This window comes from Pseudomonas entomophila, assembly GCF_013523165.1.
In the GTDB taxonomy this organism is placed as follows: domain Bacteria; phylum Pseudomonadota; class Gammaproteobacteria; order Pseudomonadales; family Pseudomonadaceae; genus Aquipseudomonas; species Aquipseudomonas entomophila_A.
Genome location: NZ_JAAMQI010000002.1, coordinates 183,280 through 205,390, shown reverse-complemented (window position 1 = coordinate 205,390; position 22,111 = coordinate 183,280). Strand labels below are relative to the sequence as shown.

Annotated in this window: 28 protein-coding genes and 1 pseudogene; 5 read left to right on the top strand and 24 right to left on the bottom strand. The window is 61.5% G+C overall.

The window, feature by feature from the left end; all coding sequences use genetic code 11:
- Positions 1 to 330: 330 nt before the first annotated feature.
- The 23 genes and pseudogenes from G7Z99_RS19795 to G7Z99_RS02680 all read right to left on the bottom strand — a co-directional run.
- Positions 331 to 1,155 (bottom strand): annotated as a pseudogene (locus tag G7Z99_RS19795) (phage tail protein); the annotation flags it as partial.
- A complete protein-coding gene (locus G7Z99_RS02780; RefSeq protein WP_181091804.1) occupies positions 1,148 to 1,756 on the bottom strand; it encodes a phage tail protein I in 609 nt (202 codons plus the stop codon). The pseudogene G7Z99_RS19795 and the gene G7Z99_RS02780, both read right to left, overlap by 8 nt.
- Before the next feature lies 1 nt (position 1,757).
- Positions 1,758 to 2,639: a baseplate assembly protein gene (locus G7Z99_RS02775; RefSeq protein ID WP_181091802.1), complete on the bottom strand. Its 882-nt coding sequence runs from the start codon at positions 2,637 to 2,639 to the stop codon at positions 1,758 to 1,760.
- Entirely contained in the window at positions 2,636 to 2,962 is a 327-nt protein-coding gene (locus G7Z99_RS02770) for a GPW/gp25 family protein (protein WP_181091800.1), read from the bottom strand. The genes G7Z99_RS02775 and G7Z99_RS02770 overlap by 4 nt, the downstream gene beginning before the upstream one ends.
- 4 nt (positions 2,963 to 2,966) lie before the next feature.
- A complete protein-coding gene (locus G7Z99_RS02765) occupies positions 2,967 to 3,197 on the bottom strand; it encodes a hypothetical protein (protein WP_181091798.1) in 231 nt (76 codons plus the stop codon).
- Between the two features lie 61 nt (positions 3,198 to 3,258).
- On the bottom strand, positions 3,259 to 3,573 hold the full coding sequence (locus G7Z99_RS02760; protein ID WP_181091796.1) for a hypothetical protein: 315 nt from the start codon (positions 3,571 to 3,573) through the stop codon (positions 3,259 to 3,261).
- Between the two features lie 7 nt (positions 3,574 to 3,580).
- Entirely contained in the window at positions 3,581 to 4,183 is a 603-nt protein-coding gene (locus G7Z99_RS02755) for a phage baseplate assembly protein V (protein WP_181091795.1), read from the bottom strand.
- Complete coding sequence (locus G7Z99_RS02750) at positions 4,180 to 4,722, bottom strand: hypothetical protein (RefSeq protein WP_181091793.1); 543 nt, start codon at positions 4,720 to 4,722, stop codon at positions 4,180 to 4,182. The genes G7Z99_RS02755 and G7Z99_RS02750 overlap by 4 nt, the downstream gene beginning before the upstream one ends.
- Positions 4,697 to 5,071: a head-tail joining protein gene (locus G7Z99_RS02745; protein ID WP_181091791.1), complete on the bottom strand. Its 375-nt coding sequence runs from the start codon at positions 5,069 to 5,071 to the stop codon at positions 4,697 to 4,699. Before G7Z99_RS02745 ends, G7Z99_RS02750 begins: the two co-directional genes overlap by 26 nt.
- Positions 5,071 to 5,385 carry a hypothetical protein gene (locus G7Z99_RS02740; protein ID WP_181091789.1) on the bottom strand — a complete coding sequence of 105 codons (315 nt, stop codon included), beginning with the start codon at positions 5,383 to 5,385 and terminating at the stop codon, positions 5,071 to 5,073. Before G7Z99_RS02740 ends, G7Z99_RS02745 begins: the two co-directional genes overlap by 1 nt.
- 62 nt (positions 5,386 to 5,447) lie before the next feature.
- On the bottom strand, positions 5,448 to 7,499 hold the full coding sequence (locus G7Z99_RS02735; RefSeq protein ID WP_375139130.1) for a ClpP-like prohead protease/major capsid protein fusion protein: 2,052 nt from the start codon (positions 7,497 to 7,499) through the stop codon (positions 5,448 to 5,450).
- On the bottom strand, positions 7,426 to 8,982 hold the full coding sequence (locus tag G7Z99_RS02730) for a phage portal protein (RefSeq protein ID WP_181091787.1): 1,557 nt from the start codon (positions 8,980 to 8,982) through the stop codon (positions 7,426 to 7,428). Before G7Z99_RS02730 ends, G7Z99_RS02735 begins: the two co-directional genes overlap by 74 nt.
- A complete protein-coding gene (locus G7Z99_RS02725) occupies positions 8,979 to 9,188 on the bottom strand; it encodes a hypothetical protein (protein WP_027915047.1) in 210 nt (69 codons plus the stop codon). Before G7Z99_RS02725 ends, G7Z99_RS02730 begins: the two co-directional genes overlap by 4 nt.
- Positions 9,179 to 11,263 carry a phage terminase large subunit family protein gene (locus G7Z99_RS02720; protein ID WP_181091785.1) on the bottom strand — a complete coding sequence of 695 codons (2,085 nt, stop codon included), beginning with the start codon at positions 11,261 to 11,263 and terminating at the stop codon, positions 9,179 to 9,181. Before G7Z99_RS02720 ends, G7Z99_RS02725 begins: the two co-directional genes overlap by 10 nt.
- On the bottom strand, positions 11,226 to 11,771 hold the full coding sequence (locus tag G7Z99_RS02715; RefSeq protein ID WP_181091783.1) for a terminase small subunit: 546 nt from the start codon (positions 11,769 to 11,771) through the stop codon (positions 11,226 to 11,228). The genes G7Z99_RS02720 and G7Z99_RS02715 overlap by 38 nt, the downstream gene beginning before the upstream one ends.
- A 208-nt stretch (positions 11,772 to 11,979) precedes the next feature.
- Complete coding sequence (locus G7Z99_RS02710; protein ID WP_181091782.1) at positions 11,980 to 12,720, bottom strand: hypothetical protein; 741 nt, start codon at positions 12,718 to 12,720, stop codon at positions 11,980 to 11,982.
- A gap of 165 nt (positions 12,721 to 12,885) precedes the next feature.
- Positions 12,886 to 13,212: a phage holin, lambda family gene (locus tag G7Z99_RS02705; protein ID WP_258196926.1), complete on the bottom strand. Its 327-nt coding sequence runs from the start codon at positions 13,210 to 13,212 to the stop codon at positions 12,886 to 12,888.
- A 167-nt stretch (positions 13,213 to 13,379) separates the two neighbouring features.
- Positions 13,380 to 13,769 carry an antiterminator Q family protein gene (locus tag G7Z99_RS02700; protein ID WP_181091780.1) on the bottom strand — a complete coding sequence of 130 codons (390 nt, stop codon included), beginning with the start codon at positions 13,767 to 13,769 and terminating at the stop codon, positions 13,380 to 13,382.
- A gap of 7 nt (positions 13,770 to 13,776) precedes the next feature.
- Positions 13,777 to 14,097 carry a hypothetical protein gene (locus G7Z99_RS19790; protein WP_027915053.1) on the bottom strand — a complete coding sequence of 107 codons (321 nt, stop codon included), beginning with the start codon at positions 14,095 to 14,097 and terminating at the stop codon, positions 13,777 to 13,779.
- On the bottom strand, positions 14,069 to 15,394 hold the full coding sequence (locus G7Z99_RS02695) for a tyrosine-type recombinase/integrase (RefSeq protein ID WP_181091778.1): 1,326 nt from the start codon (positions 15,392 to 15,394) through the stop codon (positions 14,069 to 14,071). The genes G7Z99_RS19790 and G7Z99_RS02695 overlap by 29 nt, the downstream gene beginning before the upstream one ends.
- A 49-nt stretch (positions 15,395 to 15,443) precedes the next feature.
- Complete coding sequence (gene dnaB / locus G7Z99_RS02690; RefSeq protein WP_181091776.1) at positions 15,444 to 16,826, bottom strand: replicative DNA helicase; 1,383 nt, start codon at positions 16,824 to 16,826, stop codon at positions 15,444 to 15,446.
- Positions 16,819 to 17,448, bottom strand: a complete 630-nt coding sequence (locus G7Z99_RS02685; RefSeq protein WP_258196925.1) for a helix-turn-helix domain-containing protein — start codon at positions 17,446 to 17,448, stop codon at positions 16,819 to 16,821. The genes dnaB and G7Z99_RS02685 overlap by 8 nt, the downstream gene beginning before the upstream one ends.
- 612 nt (positions 17,449 to 18,060) lie before the next feature.
- Positions 18,061 to 18,294 carry a transcriptional regulator gene (locus G7Z99_RS02680; RefSeq protein ID WP_181091773.1) on the bottom strand — a complete coding sequence of 78 codons (234 nt, stop codon included), beginning with the start codon at positions 18,292 to 18,294 and terminating at the stop codon, positions 18,061 to 18,063.
- 29 nt (positions 18,295 to 18,323) lie between these two features.
- Between G7Z99_RS02680 and G7Z99_RS02675 the strand changes: the two genes are divergently transcribed.
- The 5 genes from G7Z99_RS02675 to G7Z99_RS02655 all read left to right on the top strand — a co-directional run bounded on the left by G7Z99_RS02675 (position 18,324) and on the right by G7Z99_RS02655 (position 21,207).
- Positions 18,324 to 19,055, top strand: coding sequence for a LexA family protein (locus tag G7Z99_RS02675; protein WP_181091771.1), 732 nt, complete (start codon positions 18,324 to 18,326; stop codon positions 19,053 to 19,055).
- Positions 19,056 to 19,561: 506 nt separating this feature from the next.
- Positions 19,562 to 19,741 (top strand): carbon storage regulator CsrA, encoded by a 180-nt coding sequence (gene csrA / locus G7Z99_RS02670; protein ID WP_060394309.1) that lies wholly within the window; start codon positions 19,562 to 19,564, stop codon positions 19,739 to 19,741.
- A gap of 271 nt (positions 19,742 to 20,012) precedes the next feature.
- Complete coding sequence (locus tag G7Z99_RS02665) at positions 20,013 to 20,396, top strand: response regulator transcription factor (RefSeq protein ID WP_181091769.1); 384 nt, start codon at positions 20,013 to 20,015, stop codon at positions 20,394 to 20,396.
- Positions 20,397 to 20,410: 14 nt separating this feature from the next.
- Positions 20,411 to 20,680, top strand: coding sequence for a hypothetical protein (locus G7Z99_RS02660; RefSeq protein ID WP_181091767.1), 270 nt, complete (start codon positions 20,411 to 20,413; stop codon positions 20,678 to 20,680).
- Positions 20,677 to 21,207 (top strand): hypothetical protein, encoded by a 531-nt coding sequence (locus tag G7Z99_RS02655; protein WP_181091765.1) that lies wholly within the window; start codon positions 20,677 to 20,679, stop codon positions 21,205 to 21,207. The genes G7Z99_RS02660 and G7Z99_RS02655 overlap by 4 nt, the downstream gene beginning before the upstream one ends.
- A gap of 213 nt (positions 21,208 to 21,420) precedes the next feature.
- Here G7Z99_RS02655 and G7Z99_RS02650 read toward each other — a convergent pair whose 3' ends face one another.
- A complete protein-coding gene (locus G7Z99_RS02650) occupies positions 21,421 to 22,008 on the bottom strand; it encodes a hypothetical protein (RefSeq protein ID WP_181091763.1) in 588 nt (195 codons plus the stop codon).
- Between the last annotated feature and the right edge of the window lie 103 nt (positions 22,009 to 22,111).

Below are 22,111 nucleotides of genomic sequence, written 5' to 3'. Positions count from 1 at the left end.
CGTCCAGTGCGTGAACCCGAAAAAGCGCGTGCCGCGCAGTGCATCCAGGTCCGCCGGGCGGCTGGACTTGTCGGCCAACCCATACGCACCCAACCCCTGCACGATGGCTTTCATGGTGGCCAGCTGGTTGGAGCTGGTCCCTACCTCAGCGGTCGGCGCCTCGGGTACGTCCGTGAACTTGGGCGAAGACAGGTTGGCTTTCTTGCTCAGCGCGTCGTCGACCTGGGCCTTGGTGTAGACATCGGTCAGCCCATAGCCTGCGACAGTGGTCGGGTTGGTGCCTGCGACCACGCGGCCGTACTTGTCCACCTGCACGCTGCGGTAGGTACCAGGTGCGACCCCGGTGCGCCCGAAGACCATTTCGAAGGCAAGAGCGGTAACGCCCAGGCTGATCGTCGCGTCGGTGACCAGCTGCCAGGCGCTATCGCCGTTGACCGTGCCACGCTCGACCAAGACCAGCAGGTTGGGCGTCACCTTGACGCTGGTGTTGGCATCCGGGCAGCGCGTCCAGGTGCCGATAGCGGTCAGGTACAGGCCGTTATCCTTGGCCGCGCTCTGATCCTTGACCAGCACCCGAGCACCTGCAGGCAGCGATACCCCGTCCACCGCCTGCAGGCCGCTGAGGGTGATGTTGCCCGTGGTGGCCGCAAGCACCGAATGTTTAAAGTCCTGACGGGCCAGTTCCTCGGTCACCCACTCACGGGTGGCCAGCACGACGCTAGGGTCGATCTTGAGCTGCACGTTGCTGGCACTACTGACGATCAGACTCATGCGCACGACCTGGGTACGCCCCGAGCCTTGGCTGAGCAGCGGCTTGTAGGTAGGCGCGCAGTTGGCGATCGCCACCAAGTCGCCGTCACTGTCGAACAGGCCGATTTCACGAATCCAGCGGCCACCCACGTCGGCTGGGATCACCTGTTCGGCGACGATGATGGACTTGTCCTTGTCGTCGATCTTCAGCTGATTGAGCGGCGCGCGGCGCCACTCCTTGATCAGCTTGGTCTGCGACGCATCGGGTTTGGGGTCGGTACCGTTGGCATCGCCCACGGCCATGTGCGTGATGGTCCAGGGGATATTCAGGGCGTCCGCGTTGGCCTGCTTGGCGGCGCCGATATCCGTCAGGATGGCGTAAAACTGGGTGTTCTGGTCAACCATATGAGATATCCAGGGTGTCGATAGTGTGTTCGCGACCGCCACGGCCTATCGAGCCTGTGACTTCAATGTCGCGGATCGCCGGCGGGTACACGTCCAACTCGTCCCCGTCGAAGATCGCGCCGCCGACGTAGAGGTGGCCGGTGGTCTCAAGGCTGATAGCCAAGGCCGTCATGTGCCGGCTCACGGGCCGCGCGTCGTCGAGCAGCGCGCTCAGTTCGTTGTAGGTTTCTTCGCTGATACCCGAGTCCGAAACGCCCACGCGCAGCGCGAAGGTGCCCGGCACCCCATGCGGCTGGGTCTCGAACCACTCCACGACCTCAATCAGGAAGCCGAACGGCTCCACCACCCGTCTCAGGGCGCCGATCGTGCCCTTGTAGGCGTGGACGTAGAACGCCGAGCGGATCACCGAGCGCTTGACCGACTCGGACCAGGTGTCGTCCCAGCGGTCGACCGACCAGGCCCAGGCCAACTGGTGCAGCAGGTGCGCCGGGCAGGTATCTGCGTTGTAGAGCGCGCGCAGGGGGATGCCGGCCGGGTCACGGCTGGCCGCCTCCACCGCACGCTCGAGCTGCGTACTGTTGGAAGGGAGCAGACTCGTCACGTCAGGTGCCTCGCGTTACGGTCACGCTCGAGCACCACGCGGCCTGGGCCTTGGTAGGCTTGATGTCGGCCCAGCCGATCAAGTCGACGCGACTGACGCCTGCGATGTGCAGCTGCGCGTCGACGGCAGACCGGGGCACCTCGACACCCAGCCGCCGGCGTGGGTTGATCCAGGTCTTCACGCGCCGGATGCACTCAGCCAGCAAGGCCTCGTTTTCCGGGCCATTACCGGTGAAGTACACAACCGCCTTGATCTGGTAGCGCAGGATCTGCGCGCTTTGCACGATCAGCCGGTCACCGACCGGCCGGACATCGTCGTCGTTCAGATGCAGCGCTACCTCATCCAGCAGGCTGTCATCTGCCGCGCCATCACCTTCAAGGCTCAGCACAGTGACCACCACGGTGGCCGGCGATGGGCTTTCGGCCGTCGCATCGGCGACCCGCCCCGAGGCGTTGCGCGCGTGCAGGATGTAGCTGTTACGCGGCCCGGCCGTGGTCAGGCCCTCATAAACCAGCTGTACCCGCTCGCGGAGCGCGTCGTCTTCCTCGAGCACTTCTTTTATCGGGGGGACGGCCGTCAGATCCTCAGCCTGGACGACCAGACGCGTGAGTTGCACGTTGGCCGCCAGATGATCCAGGTCCGCGCCCTTGGCATAGGCCAGCAGCAGGGCCTTGGCGGCATCGTTGACGCGTGCGCGGTCCTGCAAGCGACTGAAGGCCCCTACCTCGAGCAGACCCGTCACCGGGTCGCTCTCAAGCTCAGCGCTCCAGCTCTCGCCCATGTTTTCGCGGAACACGGTGAGGCTTTGCTGGTAGGTGTCTTCAAAGTCCAGGTCTTCCAGCACCTGCGGCGCCGGCAGCGCCGAAAGGTCGATTGTGCTCATGCCGTCACCTCGAGAATTGCGCTGTCGCCCAGGTACTGGCCGGTCAGCTGCATGGTTATCTGCCCACCGACCACGGCCACCACCCGGACACGCTCAAGCCTCAAGCGCGGCTCCCAGCGTCCAAGCGCGCGGGCAACCTCAGCCTGCACAGCGCTTTTCCACCCCTCGGTGACGGGCAGATCGATGTAGCGGCGCAGGTTGCTGCCGAACTCCGGGCGCATCCGGCGACTGCCCACCGGCGTGGTCAGAATCACTTCGATGGACTGCTGCAGGTGAGCTTTGCCGGACAGCGGCTGTCCCGTGCGGCGGTCCAGTCCGATCATGGGGTTACTCCCTGGCCATGTCCGCGTGGTTGCTCAGGTAGTTCAGGGCCTCAGCGTCGTCTGGCCCGACCGAAACGGCGTGGGCCTGCACCTGCAGCACGCGGTCGCTGTCAGGCAGCACCAGTGAGCGGGAGGTGTAGACGGTGTCGCGGAAGGTGACGCGCGCCTGCTCGGCGGCCGCTTCAGGTGCTGCAGGTGCATCAGCCTCGGCGTCGGTGGTCTTCTTCGTGGCCATGTGTGGCTCCAATGAAAAGGCCCGCACGCGGCGGGCCTTGAAAGGGTTTGTGGGAGGGGTGTTAGCCGTGCTTGGCGACGGCCTTTTCGACTTCTACAGCCAGCGCAGCGGCCAGGGCCTGGGGCTTGGCCGCGCTTTGGATGTTGAGGTTAATCGTCACACTGCGCGCCGGCCCTTCGATGTAGCGGCCGCCGCTCAATGCGCGACACAGGCCCTCAGCGATAACCTCTGGCTCGTTGTCGCCGGCCAGCAGCCGACGCCAGTAATCGCGCATGCGGTACTGATCAAATTCCCCGGTGATCTGGCGAGCCACCATGGTGGCCACCGTCTCGCTGTCGACCCCGTTGATGGGTCCGCGTGTCTTGCTGTTCGCCATGCCTGCCTCAATGCTTGTGGTTGGGGGTGTTGCCGGCGGTATCGATGATCCTTGCGCCGCCGAAGATGTCGCCCGTTACGCGTAACGCGCCGTTGACCTGGACGTTGCCCTGCAGGGTGATGCTCGGCGCCTTGACCGTGACCGCCTGGGCTTCTACCGATGCGGTCGAAGTTTTGGCGGTAATGGCGTCGTCAGTGAGCACCGCCGTGCTGCTACCGACCTTGATGGTGACCGTGCCGCTGGGCACCGTGACGGTGTAGCTCTTGGCCTTCCAGTCGTAGACCAGCGAGCCGCCATCGTCGAAACGCCACACCTCGACGTGGTCGCGGTTGTCTGGCTGCTGGCCGGCATTGCCGTACAGCCCCGGCACGAACGTGCCCTGCGCTGGCTCACCGCTCGGGCTGATCAGCGCACCCTGCTCACCCAGGCTGGGCGCTCGCCAATGACGTGCCTTGCCGGCGGCTATGGCATGCCAGCGCACCCAGGCGCTGGTCCAGTCGCCGCCGTCTGACACGCGCACCTTGCCGGCCGCCAGGTCCACCCCAACGACGTAGCAAGGGATCACCAGGCATGCCAGCATGCGGTCGGCCTGGGCAGCCGCGTAGCTCATGCCAGACTCTCCGGTGCTTGATAGTGACCTTCGTTGCCCGGCCCGGACTGGGGATCGAAGGCGAAGACCAACGACCCCGGCGGTTCGTCTGGCCATGGCCATTCGGTGTTGCCCAGATAGACATCCTGCCGCCACTGCACAGACCAGCCGACGCATTTCAGTAGCTCCGGGGTGATCTCCGACGGCATGGCCTGCACGTCCTGGGTCTGGTCGACGAAGTCCAGATCCCAATACTGCGCGTCCAGCAACTTGACCAGCTTGCTGGCCAGGATCGCAGCCTGCAGCGGCGCCTGTTCGCGGACCTCTTCGACCAGAATCAAGGCCTCGAAGGTGGCCACGATGCAGGTGCGGCCGTCGCCGGGGTCTGGCCCAGGGGCCATGCCAGTGATGGCATAGAACAACGCCGGCAGTTTCATGCCGGCCTCGAGCACCGGGTAGGCCGCGATGTTCTGCAACTGCGGCAGCGCCTGGGTCATGGCCTCGGTCATGGCCGTGTGCAACTGGGTCAGCTCGCTAGGTGATGTCTGCTGTTCGCTCATGCTTCACCGTTAGGATCAGGGTTACCCAGCCGGTACCATCAGGCTCCGGCCGTACAACGGTGTAGGCCCCGCCACCGTCCTCGGGGGCCAGCTCGATGGTCAGAGCCGCCCCCTTGCCCAGGCCCGCCGCGTTGGCCACCGGCAGACTGAACTGGGGTTCGCGCACAGCCTCAGCGTTGATGCTCGAGGCCAGGCGCTTGCTGCCCAGCTGGGGATCGTGGAAGGGGTTTTCGAAGATGCCCAGCACCGAACGGCCATCGGCAAGCGTGGCTCGATCGCCAACACGTCGCAGGATGGGGCCGTCCAGGCGCCGGGCCGCGCGCTCTCGAAAGCTCGATGCCGTCGCCATCACTGCACGATCAGCACTTCGGCATAGCCGCCGGCGGAATCGCTCAGCAGCTTGCCGTAGGGCTTGGAGCCTTCCGTACCCGGCGCGACCAGGGCGCCGTCCTTCACGCTGGCCGCGTTGCCGGCCTTGAGGGACGCGTCAGCCGGGACGCTCCAGGCCCCGGCCGTGCGGTAGGTGATGAGCGTGCCCTTGGAGCCGCTTTCCAGCGGCATGACCGCCAGGTCGTTGATGACTTGGGGCACGCCTTTTTCCGACCCGCCGGTCGGTGCCGGCAGGGTGAGCGTGTCGCCACTGTTCACATAGTTGGTCGCCATGATTCTCTTCCTCCAGAAACAACAAACCCCGCTTAGGCGGGGTGTTTGGCATCGCGTGCGGCTTACTGGCCGGCGGACTTGTTCAAGCCGCGTGCATCGAGCGCGGACACGCCGGCATCGATGCGGACCTTGGAGGCGATACCGTCGCTGGTGAAGCCTTCCTGCTGGTCGAAATACGGCGTCTCGATGCCGTCCAGGTAGGCCACTTCGATGGTATCGGCACCTTGCTTGGCCGCCAGGTAGTAGGCACTCGACGAATCCGCGTCCAGTCGCGGCTCAGCGATGACCTGGGCGAAGTTGCGAATGGGGTTGTCGATGCCGGCATTAGTTTCGGCACCCGGTACCGAGGCCGAGCGGATCAGCTGGTTGGCCTTGTCTTCCAGGGCCACCGGGCACAACAGGAAGGCTGGACGGATGTTCAACGGACGTGGCTTGGCGTCCTTGGCCACGGTGGCCTGCTGCAGCGCCATGGCGGTCTTGGCCGCGCTCATCGCCTCGATCGACAGCTTGGAAGCGGCGCCGGTGAAGAGGTTCTTGCGCGAGGCATCGAACAGCGGTCGGCCGTCCTTCATCTTGCCGTTCTTGGTCAACAGGTCGTAGACCAGGTCGCCGATGGTCGCACGCGCGGCCTCACCCATCAGGCGCGGGATCGCGGTCAGCGCGTCCAGGTCATCGTTGATGATCGCCTGACGGTTGATGGTGAACAGCTCGCCGTAGGTGGCCAGCTGGATAGTCTCCCCGGTGTCGCCCAGGGTGATGTTCTTGTAGTCGGCACCAGGACGCACCTCGCGCAGCGACGAGAACGACCCCAGGCCTACCCGGTTGGCGACCTTGAAGTCGCTCAAGCGGCCTTTCTTGGTCCACAGGTGATAGGTCTCTTCGGACTTCTCCCAGCCCGTCAGCAGCGACTTATACGCCGCGTCGAGCAGGATGTTGCCGAAGTCGCTCGAGCCGTGGGTAAAGGCCAGTCCGATCATGTTCATGACGTTGAGCGTCGAGACGCCCACGCCGCGCTCGACCAGCGAGGCACGGGCCAGCTCGCGCAGGGTCATGAAGTTGAACCCGTTGTCGTTCTGCAGCTCGTCCAGGCCGGCCCGTGCGTAGATCGAGGCACGGACCGAGTCGCCCACCAGGTTGCCGTTGGTGAGGTGGCCATGGTGACGAACGGTACCGGTCGGGGTCGTGCCTTGGCCGATGACCTCGAGCAGCTTGGCGTTGGCCTGCTCGAGCGTGCAGCCGGGGTCATTCAGGCAGGTATCGCGCAGCGTTTCATGCCCGGTGAAGGGGGTGAAGGCCGCCTGAATGGCGGTACGGCGAGCACCGTCAGCTGCCAGGACACGCGCGGCGATCTGCTCGGCGGTTTCAGTAGGGTTGCCAGGCGTCGTTGCTGGCACGCCTGCAGGCGGGGTGACCGAACCGCGTGGGGTGAAGAGGTGCTGTGCAGCTGGGGGCATGTTGGTGTAGTCCTTCAGGCGGTTGGAGTTGATCGTGGCGAAGGCTTCGATCGGGTCAAGCAAGGTGTCGGCAAAGCCCAGGGCGACCGCCTCGGCGCCGGTCATCCAGGTTTCGGCCGTCAGCAACGCCTCGACCTCTTCGACGCTCTTGCCGGTCTTGGCGACGTACACCGCCACCATGCCGGTCTCGAACTTGTCGAGAGTTTCGGCGTACTTGCGCATGGCCTCGGCGTCACCGCCCTGGATGCCCCAGGGCTTGTGAACCATCATCATGGCGTTGGCCGGCATGCGGATCTCGTCGCAGGCCATGGCCACCACGCTGCCCATGCTCGCGGCCAGGCCGACTACGGTGCCGATTACCCGCGCCTTGTGGCTCTTGAGCAGGTTGTACATGGCCATGCCTTCGAAGACGGCACCGCCGGGCGAGTTGATGTGCAGGTTGATCTGCGACACGTCGCCCACGGCGCGCAGGTCGTTGGCGAACTGCTGCGCCGAGATCCCCCAGTCGCCAATGTCACCGAACAGATACACCTCGGCCACGCCGCGCGTGGCAGCAGCCTTGATGGTGTACCAGCTGCTGCCGGGGTTATCCGTCGTCGTCCCGACCGACCCCTGCGGCTCCATCAGCGGCGGGGGCAGGTTCCTTGTTTGCGTCTGCATCGGTTTGGTTCTTCCCGTAGATTTGGTGGTAGTAGTCCGAACTCAGGACCAGCTCGGCCTCGCGGTTGGCGGCAATTTCCGCAATCCGCGAGGCCTTGAGTTCGGACGGGTTGCGCTGCCGCGATCGGGCCACCTCGGCCTCGTCGGCAAAGCCTGCCTTGACCAGGATTTCCCAGGCGGTTGCCTCATGCACCGGATTGATCCAGGGCATGACCGGGCCTTGATAGAAGGCGCCGTAGAGGGTCCGCTGATCCACGTCAGGCGGTACGCGCAGCTGTCCGCTCATGACCGCCATGCGCAGCCAGGACCGGTACACCGGACGGCACCAGTAGTCGATGAACTCGTGCTGCAGCAGGTCGTAGCCCAGCTGGCCCTCGACCAGCTCCTGCCGCTGCGCCGAGTAGGTGCCGTCGTAGCTGCGGGCCACGCTCGAATAGGTGCTGCGCGCGCCGGCGGCCACGGCCTTGAGCTGGCCGTTGCGGAAGCCTTCAAGGAAGGGGTTCGGGCGGTTACTTTCGATCGTCCCGACTTCCTCGCCGGGCAGCAGATTGTCCATCACCATGCCTGGCCCGAATGGGAAGGTGCGCTGCTGCTGCGCCTGTCCCTGGCCCGGTGGCACATAGTCGTCAGGCGTGCCCTTCTTGATGTACATGGCCAGCGCGGCGCTGATCCTCGCGGCCACACGCTCGCTCTGCTCGTAATCCTTGATATCCGCCAAGCGGATGACCACCGCGTGCAGCAGGGGCTGGCCCCGGTTCTGACCAATGCGCTTGCGGTTGGCAATGTGAATCACCCGATCGGCCGGCACGCGCTTGGTGTTGCTCGCCCACTTCTGGCCAATCATGGCCCCCGGATGGCCGTCGAGCAGGTGATAAGCCATCACCCGCCGCCAGTTGTCGCGCTCAACGCCCTGGACGATGCCGGCGCTGTAGTCGACGTAGTCAACCGGCAGGTAGTCAGGCTCGAGCAGCTCAATAGCGAAGGGCACACCGTGCAGGTGCGTATAGCCTGGCACCTTGCCCATGAGCATCTGCCCCAGGGCCTCCCCGTCGCGCAACCAGGTGCGGCACACCAGCCGCTCCATCTGCGGCCGGGTCAGTTCGCCAGAGGTCTCAGGGCGCAGCGACCATTCGGCCCACAGCGACTTGATGGCTGCTGCAAAGGTCGTATGCACCGTGCCGTCATAGCGCAGGGGAATCGGCTCGACCGCGATGCCAGGCCCGCCGACCACGCGTTCCTCGAGCCGATCGAACAGGCCCGTGACCAGGTCGTGGTCTTCGTCCAACTTGCGGCACTGCTCACGCAGGGATTTCAGCGAGCCGTGCAGCGAGCTGTCGGCGTCTTTTGCCTGTTTCTTGGGCTTGTGCGTGCGTGAGGGCTTGGCGGCCTCGAAGGCCAGAATCACGTTGCGAGCACGCATGCGCTCGGCGACCACTCGCGGGAAGAACGGTGCCAAGGCACGGTCGACCAGGTCACCGATCATTCAAACGTCGCCAGGGAGTGCCCTGGACGCCCTCCGCGCGCTGCAGCAGCGGCGCGGCGCTCCCATTCCAAGCGGCCGGCACGGATCTGCGGCAGCTCGGCCATCGTCACGCGGCGACCGCCAAACTGCACGTCCTTGCCGCCCTCGAGCAGGTCGACCTCAGCTTGCAGGTAGCGATCTACCATTTCCTGCGGGGTCAAAGCCATCCGCTGTCTCCTGTATCGATCCAGTCGCCAGAGACTGACGGGGGATCTGGTTGGGGGGATGCCGGGGGATCTGCTACTGGGGCAGGCTCCGGCTCGCTTTCGGGTTCGCTTGGCTGCTCGGCGGCTGTTTCATCAGCCTCCTCGTCAGCCTCGGGGTAGGGTTCCAGCGGCTGCGCTTGAATCTTGTAGGCCTGCACTGCTGGGTTCTGCAGGGCCAGCACCTCAAGGTCCAAGCCGAACTTCTGCTGACTGATCCGCAGCGCGGCAAGGGCATATACAAAGCAGTCGAGGGCTTCGTTGCGCCGCTTCTTGGCGTCCCAGCGCAGCACGCGACGACCGCGCACGATGACCCACACCTTGCTTTCGCTGGTCAGCTGCTTGAGTTCGTCGTCGTCGCAGATCAGATCGTCTGCAGGGAAGTGAACAAGCCCAGACACCGGGCGATCGCCATCGGGCTGTAGCTTGAGGCGGTTGTAGATGACCTCTTTGGCGTTGTCGGTACCGACCTCGGTCAGGTAGGTCTTGGACTTCTTGTCTTTTTTCTTCGGGAACGAGGCGATGGCCTTGCCGTAGGTACTGGCCCCAAATATCGGGATGACCCAATGCAGACCGTGCTTGCGGCTCTGCTCTTTGACGGTGTCGGAGTGGTGACCACCGGAGTCCCAGCACCACCGCATCACGCCCATGACCGTGCCATCGGCACGGGTGAACTGTCGGTGCAGCTCCAGCCCGACCTGCCGCAGCAGCTCGATACTGGACGGGTCGCCCGTAAGCACCCGCCGATAGATCAGCCATGACTCTTCGCCAGAGCCAAACGCCCATACTCGCAACTCGTAGCGGTCGTCCTGGGTATCGATCGATCCCATGAGTACCAGGGCGCGCGCCGGCACCTGCGCCGGGTAGACCTCGCGCCGCTCGCGCAGCTGCTCCCAGCTGACCTTTTCCGTTTCGTCCTCTTCCCACACCTCGCCGAGGGTGGTGTTGACGAAGGTTTTCAGCTTGCCGCGGTCTTTGCCGACCTCGACGCGCTCGGCGGCGATCTCTACCCAGGTGGTGAAGGTCGAATAGATGGTCCAGATGTGAAACGTGACCGAGCGCGGCGGCGCGATCGGCTTATCGTCCGCGCGAAACCACGACATGCTGTCGCGCGTCCACACGCCGGTCCGGTCGCAGATATAGCGCCCGGTCTTGGCGGCCGCTTCGACCATTTCGTGGTACTCGAACGTGCCGCCCTGGCAGTGCTCGCACAGGTACCAAGCCGCTACCACCTCGCCGTCCTCACCCTTGCGCCACTTCAAGCCATACGGCTCATCAGGCCCGCCCCATTTCAGGGTTTGCTCAGCACCGCAGCATGGGGCCTTGATATAAAAGCGCATGTACCGCGAAGACTTCTCGGCGGCTCGGCTGACCTGGCAGGCGCCGGCGATACCGGGGGTCGACCCCCTGATCGACTTCTTGTAGGTCGAACCCTCCAGGCGTTTGTCGCCCAGCATCGTCGGTGCGCCTTCACCCTCGATGTCGGGGTCGAACTTCGACAGCTCGTCGTAGACCACCTCGTCGGGGCTTTTCTCGCGGTAGTTCCGGGCCGCTTTGCCACCCAGGCACCACAGCATCTTGCGGTTCTCGAAGCACTTCGAGTCGATGGTGTTATCACCGTGCTTCTTGCCGTGCCACGGGGCCAAGGCCAGCAGCACCGGCACGTCCCGAATCATCGTGTCGACGTGCCGCTTCATCATGCCTTCCGCGTCCGGGTCGGTCGGGCAGTACATGAGCAGGTTGCGTTTCTTGTGCTGCACCTTGTAGCCGTGGTTCGCCATCAGCATCTTGGTGTAGCCGATCCGCGCTGACTTGATCAGGTTGACGATGCGGATCAGGTCATTGCCCATCGCATTGAGCAGCGCAACCTGGAACGGCGCCGTGGTCCACCGTCCTTCCTGATAGGACGACTCGGACGACAGGTAAAAATGCTTGTCGGCCCACTCAACGGCCGACAGGGGGGGTTCTTTGTAGAGCGCGGCCAAGCCACGCCTGACCGCTTCACCCAGACTCTTTGTCCAGGGCGGCGACGTACTCATCTAGCAGCTCCGGTATGGTTTCGGCCAGACCGGCCGCTTCGTTACGCGTCACAGCAATCTCCCGCTCGAAGCTCTCCATAAAACGGATCTCGAGGTCGGGGTGCTTGAGCTTCACTTTCTTGGGGATCGTGTCCAGGTAGGAAGCCAGCAAAGCGCACAGCCTGGCCAACATGAACGTGGCGAAAGCGACGGGGACCAGCTCCTTCTCCCCTACCCGGTTTTTCCGGGCCTGGGCGTCGGCCTGCTCCTTGGTGGGCCGCCATCGCTCGAAGTCGATCTTGTGTCCGATCAGCGGATCAATGTCGGCAGCACCAGGTTGTTGTTTCCCTGTCTGGTGCTGCAGACGGTTGTCGAGCACCGACCGGGTGTCGTAGAAGGATTCGCGACCGATCTTCGCGACCGGCTCAACCCCCCATTTATCAAAGGCTTGAACGGTGATCCCGAGGCTTTCGGCCATGCTTTTCTTGTTCAGCCAGTACGGCTTGCGTGCGATCGTTGAAATGGCCATAGACGAAACAACAACCAACCTCTGAAATTGGGTCGTACATAGCGAAGAAGCGGGGCCCGAATTACCCCCTACCCCCGGTACCCTCGGGAGGACCCGTCAAAAATGGTCAAAAATCGACCAAAATCGACCGAATCGACCATTTCGCACCGACCCTCACCTCTACAGGCCACGGAACACGGGGCCTTCAGGGGGGTAGGGTCGAAAATGGTCAGGCCCGAGCGGTCAGGATGGCGTCGCGCAGTGCACGCTCGAGGATGGTCGGGCCGTGAGCCTTGGCGATGTTCGAGGCGATCTTGAAGAACGGGAAGATCACGCGGTATCGCGGCGCGCCGTCAGTGAACAGAAAGACCGGCTTGGCTGCATCACCAAAGGCTGTCTTCTTGCTTTCCCACACACCCTGCTCACCGTTGACCGTGCCAGTGAAGTAGCGCTTGGCATTGCCCTTGCGTTGGCTGCGCTTGCTGCCGGTGGCATTGGCCTGGAAGCCACTTGCCGACTCAGCCGCACCCAGGCCCGATAGGATGCGAGTCATGGTGCCGCGCGAGACGTTGCCGTACTGGTTGAGCAGGTCGTTGACCGGTACCGCGTACTGCCCGGACTTCATCAGCCCCTTGGCGATCAGCGACTTCTCAAACCGCTTATGGGGCCGCTGCCCACCCTGGACGGCCTGCTGCAGGTAGGTGTCAGCAGGAATGCCCGAGGTCCAAGCGTCCTTGAAATAGACCTTGGCCGGGCGGGCCTTGGTGGCCGCCTGGACGTACAAACTGCGCATCGTAGTCGGCGTGGGCCGATCGATGCGCTGCTTCATCACTTCCAGCATGCCGGCCTTGATCTGCTGGGCCAGCCGGGTCTGGGCGAGGATCTGTGCGAACGGGATCTGCCGCTTCTGGATGTCCGAGAGTTCGCGGGCCAGTGGGACGCGGTCGATGTCCAGCTTGAAGTCGATCATGGCTGGCTCCTGAACAAGTCAGACGTTAAGAATGGTTGAACTGATCATTGCAGTCCTCGCTGTAGGAAGAGGCAGCCAGAGAGGTGATCGATTCGTAGGAACTCATATGACCCTGCAGCGCAAACGCGACAAAGGCGACGACAACAGCCAGAAGCGGCCGGGCAATCATTGCGAATCAACCTTGCGGCTGGCCCATTGGCGACCCAACTGGCGGACCTGCTCAACGCCAAGCACACCAACAAAGCCAGCGACTGCATAGGCGTAGCCGCCGGTCATACCGAACTTTTCCGCGCCGATGCCTACCATGAAGACCAGCACACCACCCAGCGCAGCCTCGAGCAGGCGGCGATCCCAACGGGGTTCTTTGTCGTCGTAGAGGATTCGCAGGTAACTGAGGATGGTGGCCAAAGCGGCGGGCATGCCGTGGTCACGCAAGGCGGCCACAAGCATGACCCAGAAGGTCGGATCCTTTTCGGGGGGCATGGTCTGCATCTCGATTCCTCCCGAATCGGGAGTGCAAAGTAAAACGCCCCGGCAAGTGCCGAGGCGCAGAAACGAAAAACCCCGACTCATTGGCCGGGGTTCGTCAGTGTCACATTGCGTTGCAAGCTGGACACGCTGCTATAGAAACAGGTCTTTATCCGCGCGGAAAGAACTTTTTAAGCTGCCTCTCTCACTTGCTCCAGCGCGCAGTCAATCCAGGCGACTCCAGCCTTGATCAGCTCGCGTGCTTTGGCTTCGCTTATTTTGCTTTCTCGGGCCACACGGAGAGCAGGCCATTTTGCCCCGAAGTAGAGCCAAAGGAAGTCGCCCATTTGCTGATCGCGTTTGGTCAGGCGGGCAAGAGCGCCGTCTACCGCCAATGCCAGATCATCGGTGATGACGTACTGTTTCAGTCCGCCCTCCGATGGAACGTGATCACGCATCAACGCGAACAGCGGAGAGATATAACGCGGTACCCCCATCCCATCCATGCGCCACCACCCCCATTGCTCAAGCATGTACTCGGTATCACCCAGGGGCTTGTCCGTGTAGGTTCGTTTTTTCATGTGCCGCTCAATCCCCAGTGAAGTTGGATCCGCCCGCGCCGCGTCGGTTGGAACCTTGGTAATGCTGCTCCGGCCCTTGCATCACGCTAGGCCTTTTCATCTGTTTTATTTCTTGCTCTGCCGCTTGCAACTTGAAGCTGAGCTGGGTCACTAGGTGCTCCAGTGAAAGCACCAACCTAGAACCTTCAACAACCCAACCTGACCCGTTGCAATCCGTGCATGCCAGCTCAAAAAACACGCCTTCTACCACTGCCCTGCCCTTGCATGTCGGGCACTTGATCAGGTCCAAGCGGGGCTGCTCAAAGCCACGGTTGGTGCTCTTTTTCACGTTGTGCATTCTCCCCTGTAATAAATTCGTCGATGGGGCTGCGCGCCTTGCGTGGCTTGGCTTGCGGCCCGTTGTGAGAAATTGCGGATTGCATGTCTGTCAACTTGTGAATGGCTGCGAAGCCGATCCCGTCAAGCCATTCATGCCACTGCTCTAGGGCGTCCCTGCGTAGGCCATTTGCCTTGGTCTTGATGTAGGTATCAGCAACCTTCCCCAGTGAGTGATTCAGCAGCATTTCGCCAATGAAACCGTCGACACCCATGTCGAGCCATGCCGTGCGGGCAACCTTGCGTAAGTCATGACTAGACCAGGCCCGGCTGGCCAGGCGGCGGAAAATGGCCGAGGCCTGGCTTTCGCTCAGCGGCTGCCCCTTACGACCAGGGAACAGGTACTGCCCGCTGTACCCGGCTGTGATTTGCGCGGCCCGGTACCGTCGTAGAAGCGCCGATACTCGGGAAGTCAGCGGCAGGCGGTGTTCGGACCGCGTTTTGGTGCGCACTGCGGGAATGACCCACTCCGCATGGCTCAGCGAGAAGTCTGCCCATTGCGCCTGGCGAGACTCGCCCAGGCGAGTACCGTGACAGATCATCAGCAGCACCAGCATGGCCTCGGCAGGCCTCTGCTCAAATAGCGCAGCCAACGCGGGTACTACCTCATGCAGATGGTCTGCGCGCAGCCGGCCATCCTTCGGCAGGATCTTGGTCTTGATGAAGTGGGTGAACCGCATCTCAGCCATTGGGTTCGCGGCAATCAGCCCCAGCTCTCGCGCTTTACCGACAGCTAGACTCAGCACGCGAAACATCTGCCGAACGTAGGCCGTCGAGAACCTTGCCTGGGCTGGCCACATCAGCAGTTTGTCGAGCGTAGCCGCAGTTAGAGCAGCGATCGGCAGTTCATCCAAGCGTGGCAATAGCTGCTTGCTGATCACGGTTTTGACCGTGCCCTTCCAAGAGTCGGATAGCGACGCGTCATTGCCTACTCGCTCACTGAACCATCGCAGCAGATCGCCTACGGTCACCAGACCTTCCAGAGCTACAGCATCGTCAGGCTGACCCAGCAAACGCTGTCGCAAGGCAGGAAGCTCTGCAAAGATCGCCGCTGCGCCGTATTCGGGAAAGCGGGCAAGCCGGTTCCACTTGCCGCGCACGACGAGAAACCAGGTACCGGCCTTTCGGCCTTGATCAAAGCGGAACCGCAAACCTGGGTGGCGTGGATCCCGTAAATCTCGCACGCCGTCCACAGCCGATTGTCGCCGGATCTCGGTGTTGGACACCTTTACAACTGCTGTCGCACTCATGTTGAAAACCAATCGCCATGGAAACGCGTAGTTCGATACCTAACGACACTCATTGGCGCTTTTCCCTGTTGCCGTACCGTGAGGCCATACTGGTGACCTTGGCCGGCCGTTCGACTGTGGCCGGTTGCCAGCTGGCTGACAGGTTTTCAAAGCGGTTGTACTGGCCAAGGAAGGCTGCGCGGACGGTACCGGTTTCCACGTCCCGGCCCTTTCCGATGATGATTTCGGCAATGCCCTTGTATTCGGTGTTCTCGTTGTAGACCTCGTCCCGGTACACAAACAGGATCACGTCGGCGTCCTGCTCGATGGCGCCCGACTCACGCAGGTCGGATGGCACCGGGCGCTTGTTGGGGCGCTCCTCGCACTTGCGGGACAACTGGCTCAGCAGCACGACTGGGATGCCCAGCTCGCGCGCCAATAACTTGCAGCCACGGCTAATGCTGCTCACCTCCTCGGTGCGGTTCCCGCCATCGCCTTCCATCAGCTGCAGGTAGTCGACCACCAGCAGGTCCAAGCCATAGCGCAGCTTGTGGCGACGGGCCATGGAGCGGATGCGGCCCACAGTGGCGCCAGCTCGATCGGCGATGAACAGGTTCGCTTGCTGGATCTTGTGAGCAGCTACACCCATTTCAGTCCCGTGAGACTGGCACGCGGCGCCGTTCTTGATCAGGTTGAGCGGGATACGCCCTTCGGACGCCATCGCCCGGTCAAGCAGCTGTCCCTTGCTCATTTCAAGGCTGACCACAAGGGTCGACTTACGCTGGCGCACAGCAGCTTCAATGGCGAACCCCATGGCCAGGGTGGTTTTCCCCATGGCAGGCCGCCCTGCGACGATGATCAGTTGCTCAGGCTGCAGTCCGCCCAGCTTCTCGTCCAAGTCCGCCAGGCCGGTGGACAAGCCGATCAAGGTCTCGCCGCGCGCATGCCGGTCATGGCGCTCTTGCCACACCTCGACCTGTTCAGCCATCAGGTCGCCAGCTTTAACCACTTCATCCTGATCCGCGCCGGTGTCGATCGCCATAGCTGCCGCTTGGACAGCTGCAATCTTGGCTTGGATGTCACTGCCGCCTTGGACGATATCAAGCGTTTGAGCGCTCAGGTCATACAGGGCACGCTCAATGGCGCGCTCTCGAACGATCCGCGCGTAGGCGCCGGCATTGGCAACACTGGGCGTGTTGGCGATCAGCGAGCCGCAATGACCCAGGGCTAGGTCACCCGTGTGCAGCATTCCGACGTGATCAGCCACAGTCAGCAAGTCCACAGGCTTTCCAGCAGCCCGGAGTTCCAGAATACCCCGATACACCTCGGCGTTTTCCACGAAGTAAAACGACTCAGGGGTCAGGTCATCGGACAGCGTATCGATCAGCTCTGGACGCTGCAGCATGGCTCCCAACAGTCCATGTTCGGCGTCTGCGTTGTAGGGTTCACGCATGGTAGTTGCCCTCCACCACTTTCACGAAGTTGGTAGGAGCGATCAGCCAGTCGAATGTGCAACGGAACTGCTTTTCGCGACCTTCGATGCGGCCCATTAGGAAGTCACTCGACTCGACCATGCCGAACAGGTCTCGCCAGAACTCCAGGTCTTGGTGCACAGGGCTATCGGCCCATCGTGCAGCAAGCTTGCTGCGCCGATCCTTGTTGATCAGCACCACGCTTGGCAGTGTCGGCAGCAACTCGTTGAACAAACCAATGATCTTTTCGACCGGCACCTTGGCGCTGTCGCCGATGCCCTTTTCTTCTTCTGACGGTTCCTTGATGGTTCCTTTACGGTTCTGGGGGCAGGAGCTGCCGGGGTCATAGCTGGAAGGGCTAACGGTGTACCAGGTCGAGCGGCCCGAACGCTGGTGTGCGGTCAGGATTTTGGCCTGCTCAAGCCAGCGCAAAGCTGTGCGGACAGCGCGTTCCGACAGGCAGGTGCGCTGAGCGATGCGCGATACCGAAGGCCAGCACACACCATCGTCGTTCGCGTTGTCAGCAAGCGAGATCAGCACGGCCTTCTGTGCAGGGCTCATGCTCTGGAGTGGCCAGCAAGCTGTCATGATGATCGTACTCATGAAAAAAACCACATCGGGAGCGCCCAGGCAGCGGTGTTGCCTGCGATAAGTGATAAGTGCATAATTGGTCTCGTTACGTCGTTGAAGAAACCGCCCTGCCAGGCGGTTTTTTTGTGCCTGTAATTCAGGTTCTATAGGTGTAAAGCTCATCTGTGGTAGCTTTTTGCCTCCACACGAAAAGGTCCAGGAAGGCATGAAATGAAGGTGAAAGGGACTATCGCGGCGGCGAACTTGTACATTGGCCGCTATGTCGTGAGATCGCCTGCAGGCTACTTGGTGATGGATCTGATGCAGGGAGAGCTAAGCCTCCGAGACGAAGTGAGTTTCGATCCCCAGCATCTCGGTCCGGTCTACTTGATAAACCACACCACCGGAGAACCCGTCGAAGTCTGCGTCGAAGCACTTCTTTCAACCCTACGAGCAGCAGTAGCTCTAGCGGAGAGTAGATAACCCCGTTCTCAAATTGTCCGCCGAACCACAATCGTTTGGCGGCTTTTCCAAGCTTTTCCATCGCCTCTCCTATTGGTTAAATTCGCGGCTGATTGGGGTACTGGATGGATCATCAGTCACATTGGGAATCTGTTAGCGCCTCCCTTGATGGGTCAGAATTCATCAGGTTGGTGAGGCAGGCTCGTCTGCCGGGTATAGGTCGGGTCTCAACTGGTGTCGCGTGACCTGCCCCTGCACAGCCCGCTCGAGTGGAATGACCAAGTCCGCTGGCACCCGGAGATTCCGGTGAACGCACTGCCATATCCGCGGCTGACTCGTCTGGCATCGCCGCGCTAGCTCTGCTTGGCCTCCCGCCAAGCGGACCACCGCTTCGATAGGTCTCTCTTTTTCTGGCATGTCTGTGTGCCTCAATGGATCGTGTCAGAATGATAACCCAAGTTATAGAAGACGCAAACACATGTTATTTGAAGGGTGATAACGCGTGTTTTACCCTTGCGCTTATGAATACACATACCCTTGCACTGAAAGACCGGCTCCATTCGAAGCGGCAAGCCCTAGGTTTGAGCCAGCAGCAGCTCGCTGATAAGGCAGGGGTAAGCCAGGTGACCATCCAGCACCTGGAGAGCGGCCGGAACTCGTCTTCGAAAAAGCTGCTTGAGATCGCCAAGGCTCTCGGCGTGACTGCTGAGTGGCTGGCATCTGGAACCGAAAGTCATGGCCGAGTCAGAAACGTTGCTCCAGCGCGCAACCCCGAGATGACGTATCGCTACCCAGTAATCAGCTGGGTTGCTGCTGGCGCTTGGGCTGAGGCTGTCGAGCCCTTTCCCCCAGGCTTTTCGGACCGTTATGAGATGTCCGAATACGAGGCCAAAGGTCCAGCCTTCTGGCTGGAAGTCAAAGGGGACTCGATGACTTCCCCCGTTGGCCAAAGCATCGTCGAGGGCACTCTGATCCTCGTGGACACTGAGGCTGACGCACAGCATGGGAAGCTTGTTATTGCCAAGCTGGCCGATAGCAACGAAGCGACTTTCAAGAAGCTGGTTGAAGACGGTGGGCGGCGATTCCTGAAGCCTTTAAATCCTGCCTACCCTACCGAAATGTGCGCTGGCGACTGCCGCATCGTAGGTGTCGTAGTCCGTGCACTCATGAAGCTTTAAACCCCCGTTTCCAAGCACAACCCGCCTTGAGCGGGTTTTTTTGGATCGATTTATAACCTGAGTTATTGACAGGACGAAAACATAGATTATGATTTGCTTCATAACACAGGTTATAGGCGCTAGCCGCCTCGCTCTTTACACAACCAGACGTGACCACCTCGACGCACCCAGGCCATCACCTGGGTCGGCACAAGCTAAGTCGTCGACCATGCCAGTTAGGACTGGCCCATGCCTGGCTCTGGAGACCGGGCCAGGACGACCCGCTGGTGCATCTGGACCCAGCAGCCAACGTCCTGCGCTGTTAGCGCTCCCTGCCGGAGCCGAGATTAGGCGCTCCGCCGGCACAGCTCGAAGCAGCGAGCAGTAATGCCCACCAGGGTGGCGAGTAACCCTGTATCTACAGCCAGAACAACAGCCAGCGATCGACGCCAGCAGCGGGTCGCTGAGGTTTCACCGATTGGCCTGCACACGCGGGCCAGACGGGAAACCAACCAAGGAGTAGGACCATGCTGATACTGACCCGCAAGACGGGCGAAACCATCGTGATCAACGAGAACATCCGAGTGACCGTTCTGGCCGTCAAAGGCAACCAAGTGCGGATCGGTATTGAGGCACCAGAGGACGTGCCAGTGCACCGCCATGAGGTCCAAGAGCGGATCAAGGCTGAAGCTGAGGCCGCCGTCTGACCGAACAACCAGCGTCACGGCAGCCTGCCGTTAACTGCCCGATGCCCTGCTACTGGTGCATCGGTGGAGCAACTGGCTTCATGACTCGACCAGCTTCGCCAGGAGCATGAGAGGCTGGGTAGTCCTTCATCAGTTGATCCACCGATGCACCCCGCGTCCCCTTCCCTTCACATACGACTGCATTGGCAGACGCCAGGCACGCGCCTCCGGCTGCGCGTGGGTTTGGTCACCCGCCCTGGCGCCTGACCAATGCGGTCCCCCGAGACAGATTATGGAAACGATCACCTGCGGTACATGGACTGGCCAGCTCGGCGATGCCCTGGCGCCACGCGAGCTTGAAGCTCTGCTGTGGGTCGCCCAAGGCCTCACCACGAAAGAGATCGCCCGCCAGATGGGCACCACCCCCGGTACCGCCGCCAACCGCGTGAAGCTGGCCCTGTTCAAGATGCAGGTCAGCCGGCGTGTCGAGGCCGTCACCAAGGCCATGAGCCGCCAGATCATCAGCCCCCTGTGCATCGCGCTGGCCAGCCTCATCGCGCTGCACGCCGCCATCGACATGGGCGACCCCATGCGCCGCGACCGCCGCGTGCCCGAGCGCCGCACCGCCCAAGTTCGAATCGTTCGCAAGGCCGAGGCCTTCGAGCTTCACGTCTGACCGAGGATCACATCATGCAAACAGCAACGAGTCGCGCCTTCGCTCAAGGCGTTCCAGAGCTCAAGGCGCTGCTGGCCAGCACCAGTCTCGCCCGGCAAGAGGCCCAGGCCCGTGTCAAGGTCACCGCTCCCCGCTACCAAGCCATGAGCCGCGGCGAGATTTGGGAAGTGGTCGACCTCGGTACCGGCGCCGTCATGGGCATGGCCTACCGATACAACACCGCCTTGGTGTTCGTCGATGCGATGGAGGCAGCTGCCCGGTGCAAGCTGGTCGGGCGGCAATGATCGGCGAAAGCGTCCTAGAACAGCATGAGAAAGTTCGCGCAGAACTTGAGGCCAGCGCGGAGCAGTTCCTCGCCAATGGCGGCCAGATTCAGGACTGCGGAGGCGCTGCCTCGGTATCCCGCCGGCCCAACTTCCGGTGGTACCCAGACCAGCAGCCGCAGGACAAGCAGGTAGTGCAGCCGCAGCACAGCCCCCAGCTGCTCGGCCGGGCCATCCAAGTGGCCAAGACCATGACCGTCAGCGAAGCCAGCGCCCACCTAGGCGCCAGCCGCGCACAGCTGCTGACGCTCTCCCGAAAGCATTCGTTCTGCTTTCGGATCGACGCCAAGCAGCATGCCGAGCGGGAGCTGAGGCGCCAGGTCAGAGCCAAGACACAAGACGCTCTGGTCGAGAGGATCCGCGTGTACGCCCACACTGGCCTCAGCCGCGATGCGGTCGCCAAGTTGATCGGCATCAGCCAGCAGCGCCTGACCAGGCTCGTCGACGAGCACGACATCCACTTCCCCAAGTGGCGCCAGCCCAAATGAAACGAGTCCTCAACCGCGCCCGCCTCGGCCGACGCCAGCAACACAGCCACCTGCCGCCCAGCCGCCTTGTCTGTCAGGAAATATCGCAATGCCCAAACCTACCGACACCGCCGAGCTCCTGCAGGAACTCAACGGCGGCGCGTTCGCAAGCCAGATCGGCCACGCCCTCTCTGAGACAACCATTGGCTGATGTAGCGGGTTGTCAAAATTTTTTCAGGGACCCATATGACTAGGGAGTGACATATCTGCAATTTCCATGACTAGGTACAGATTAAACTCGCTTTCCTTTCCTCGAATTATAGAATGCCTTCTGCCAAAAGCATCAATACAGACTAGTTTAAACTTGTATTCGTCTAACTCATAAAGATCTTGAACTCCAAAGAACGGTATCCATCCATGAAGAGCCGTGCCATGCTTGACTATAGCACCGTTCTTGTAAATCAACTTTTCGCCGAACCTATTCAATACGATAGGCTCGCCTTGAGACGTAAACATTCTGAAATTATTGACTTTATCCAAGCCATAGCCTCTGTCTAATCTTTTCCATTTACTAAACCTCGATGCCTTATAAGAAAGCTCGTAATCAAGTATATACGCCTCATTTTTTCTCAAGTTAGTTATATATGGATAGAGCATAAAACTTGTGTATTCTTTTTGTTTTATTTCAGTAGTACCTTTCATAACACACAGAATCTTTCCATATAGCTTGGGCCTATTCGCAAGGTGATCCAAATAAACTTTGAACCAACCTGAGAGCGCAACCATAATACCAATCGCCTTCAACATGGATTCAGCATCCATAGCTCTTGTCCTCCGCTAATACAAGGCAACTTGAACTGTAGCGCCCTGCAAGCGCATAGCCAAATATTTTCAGAATCAAATACGCCGCCATGGCACGGAGCAC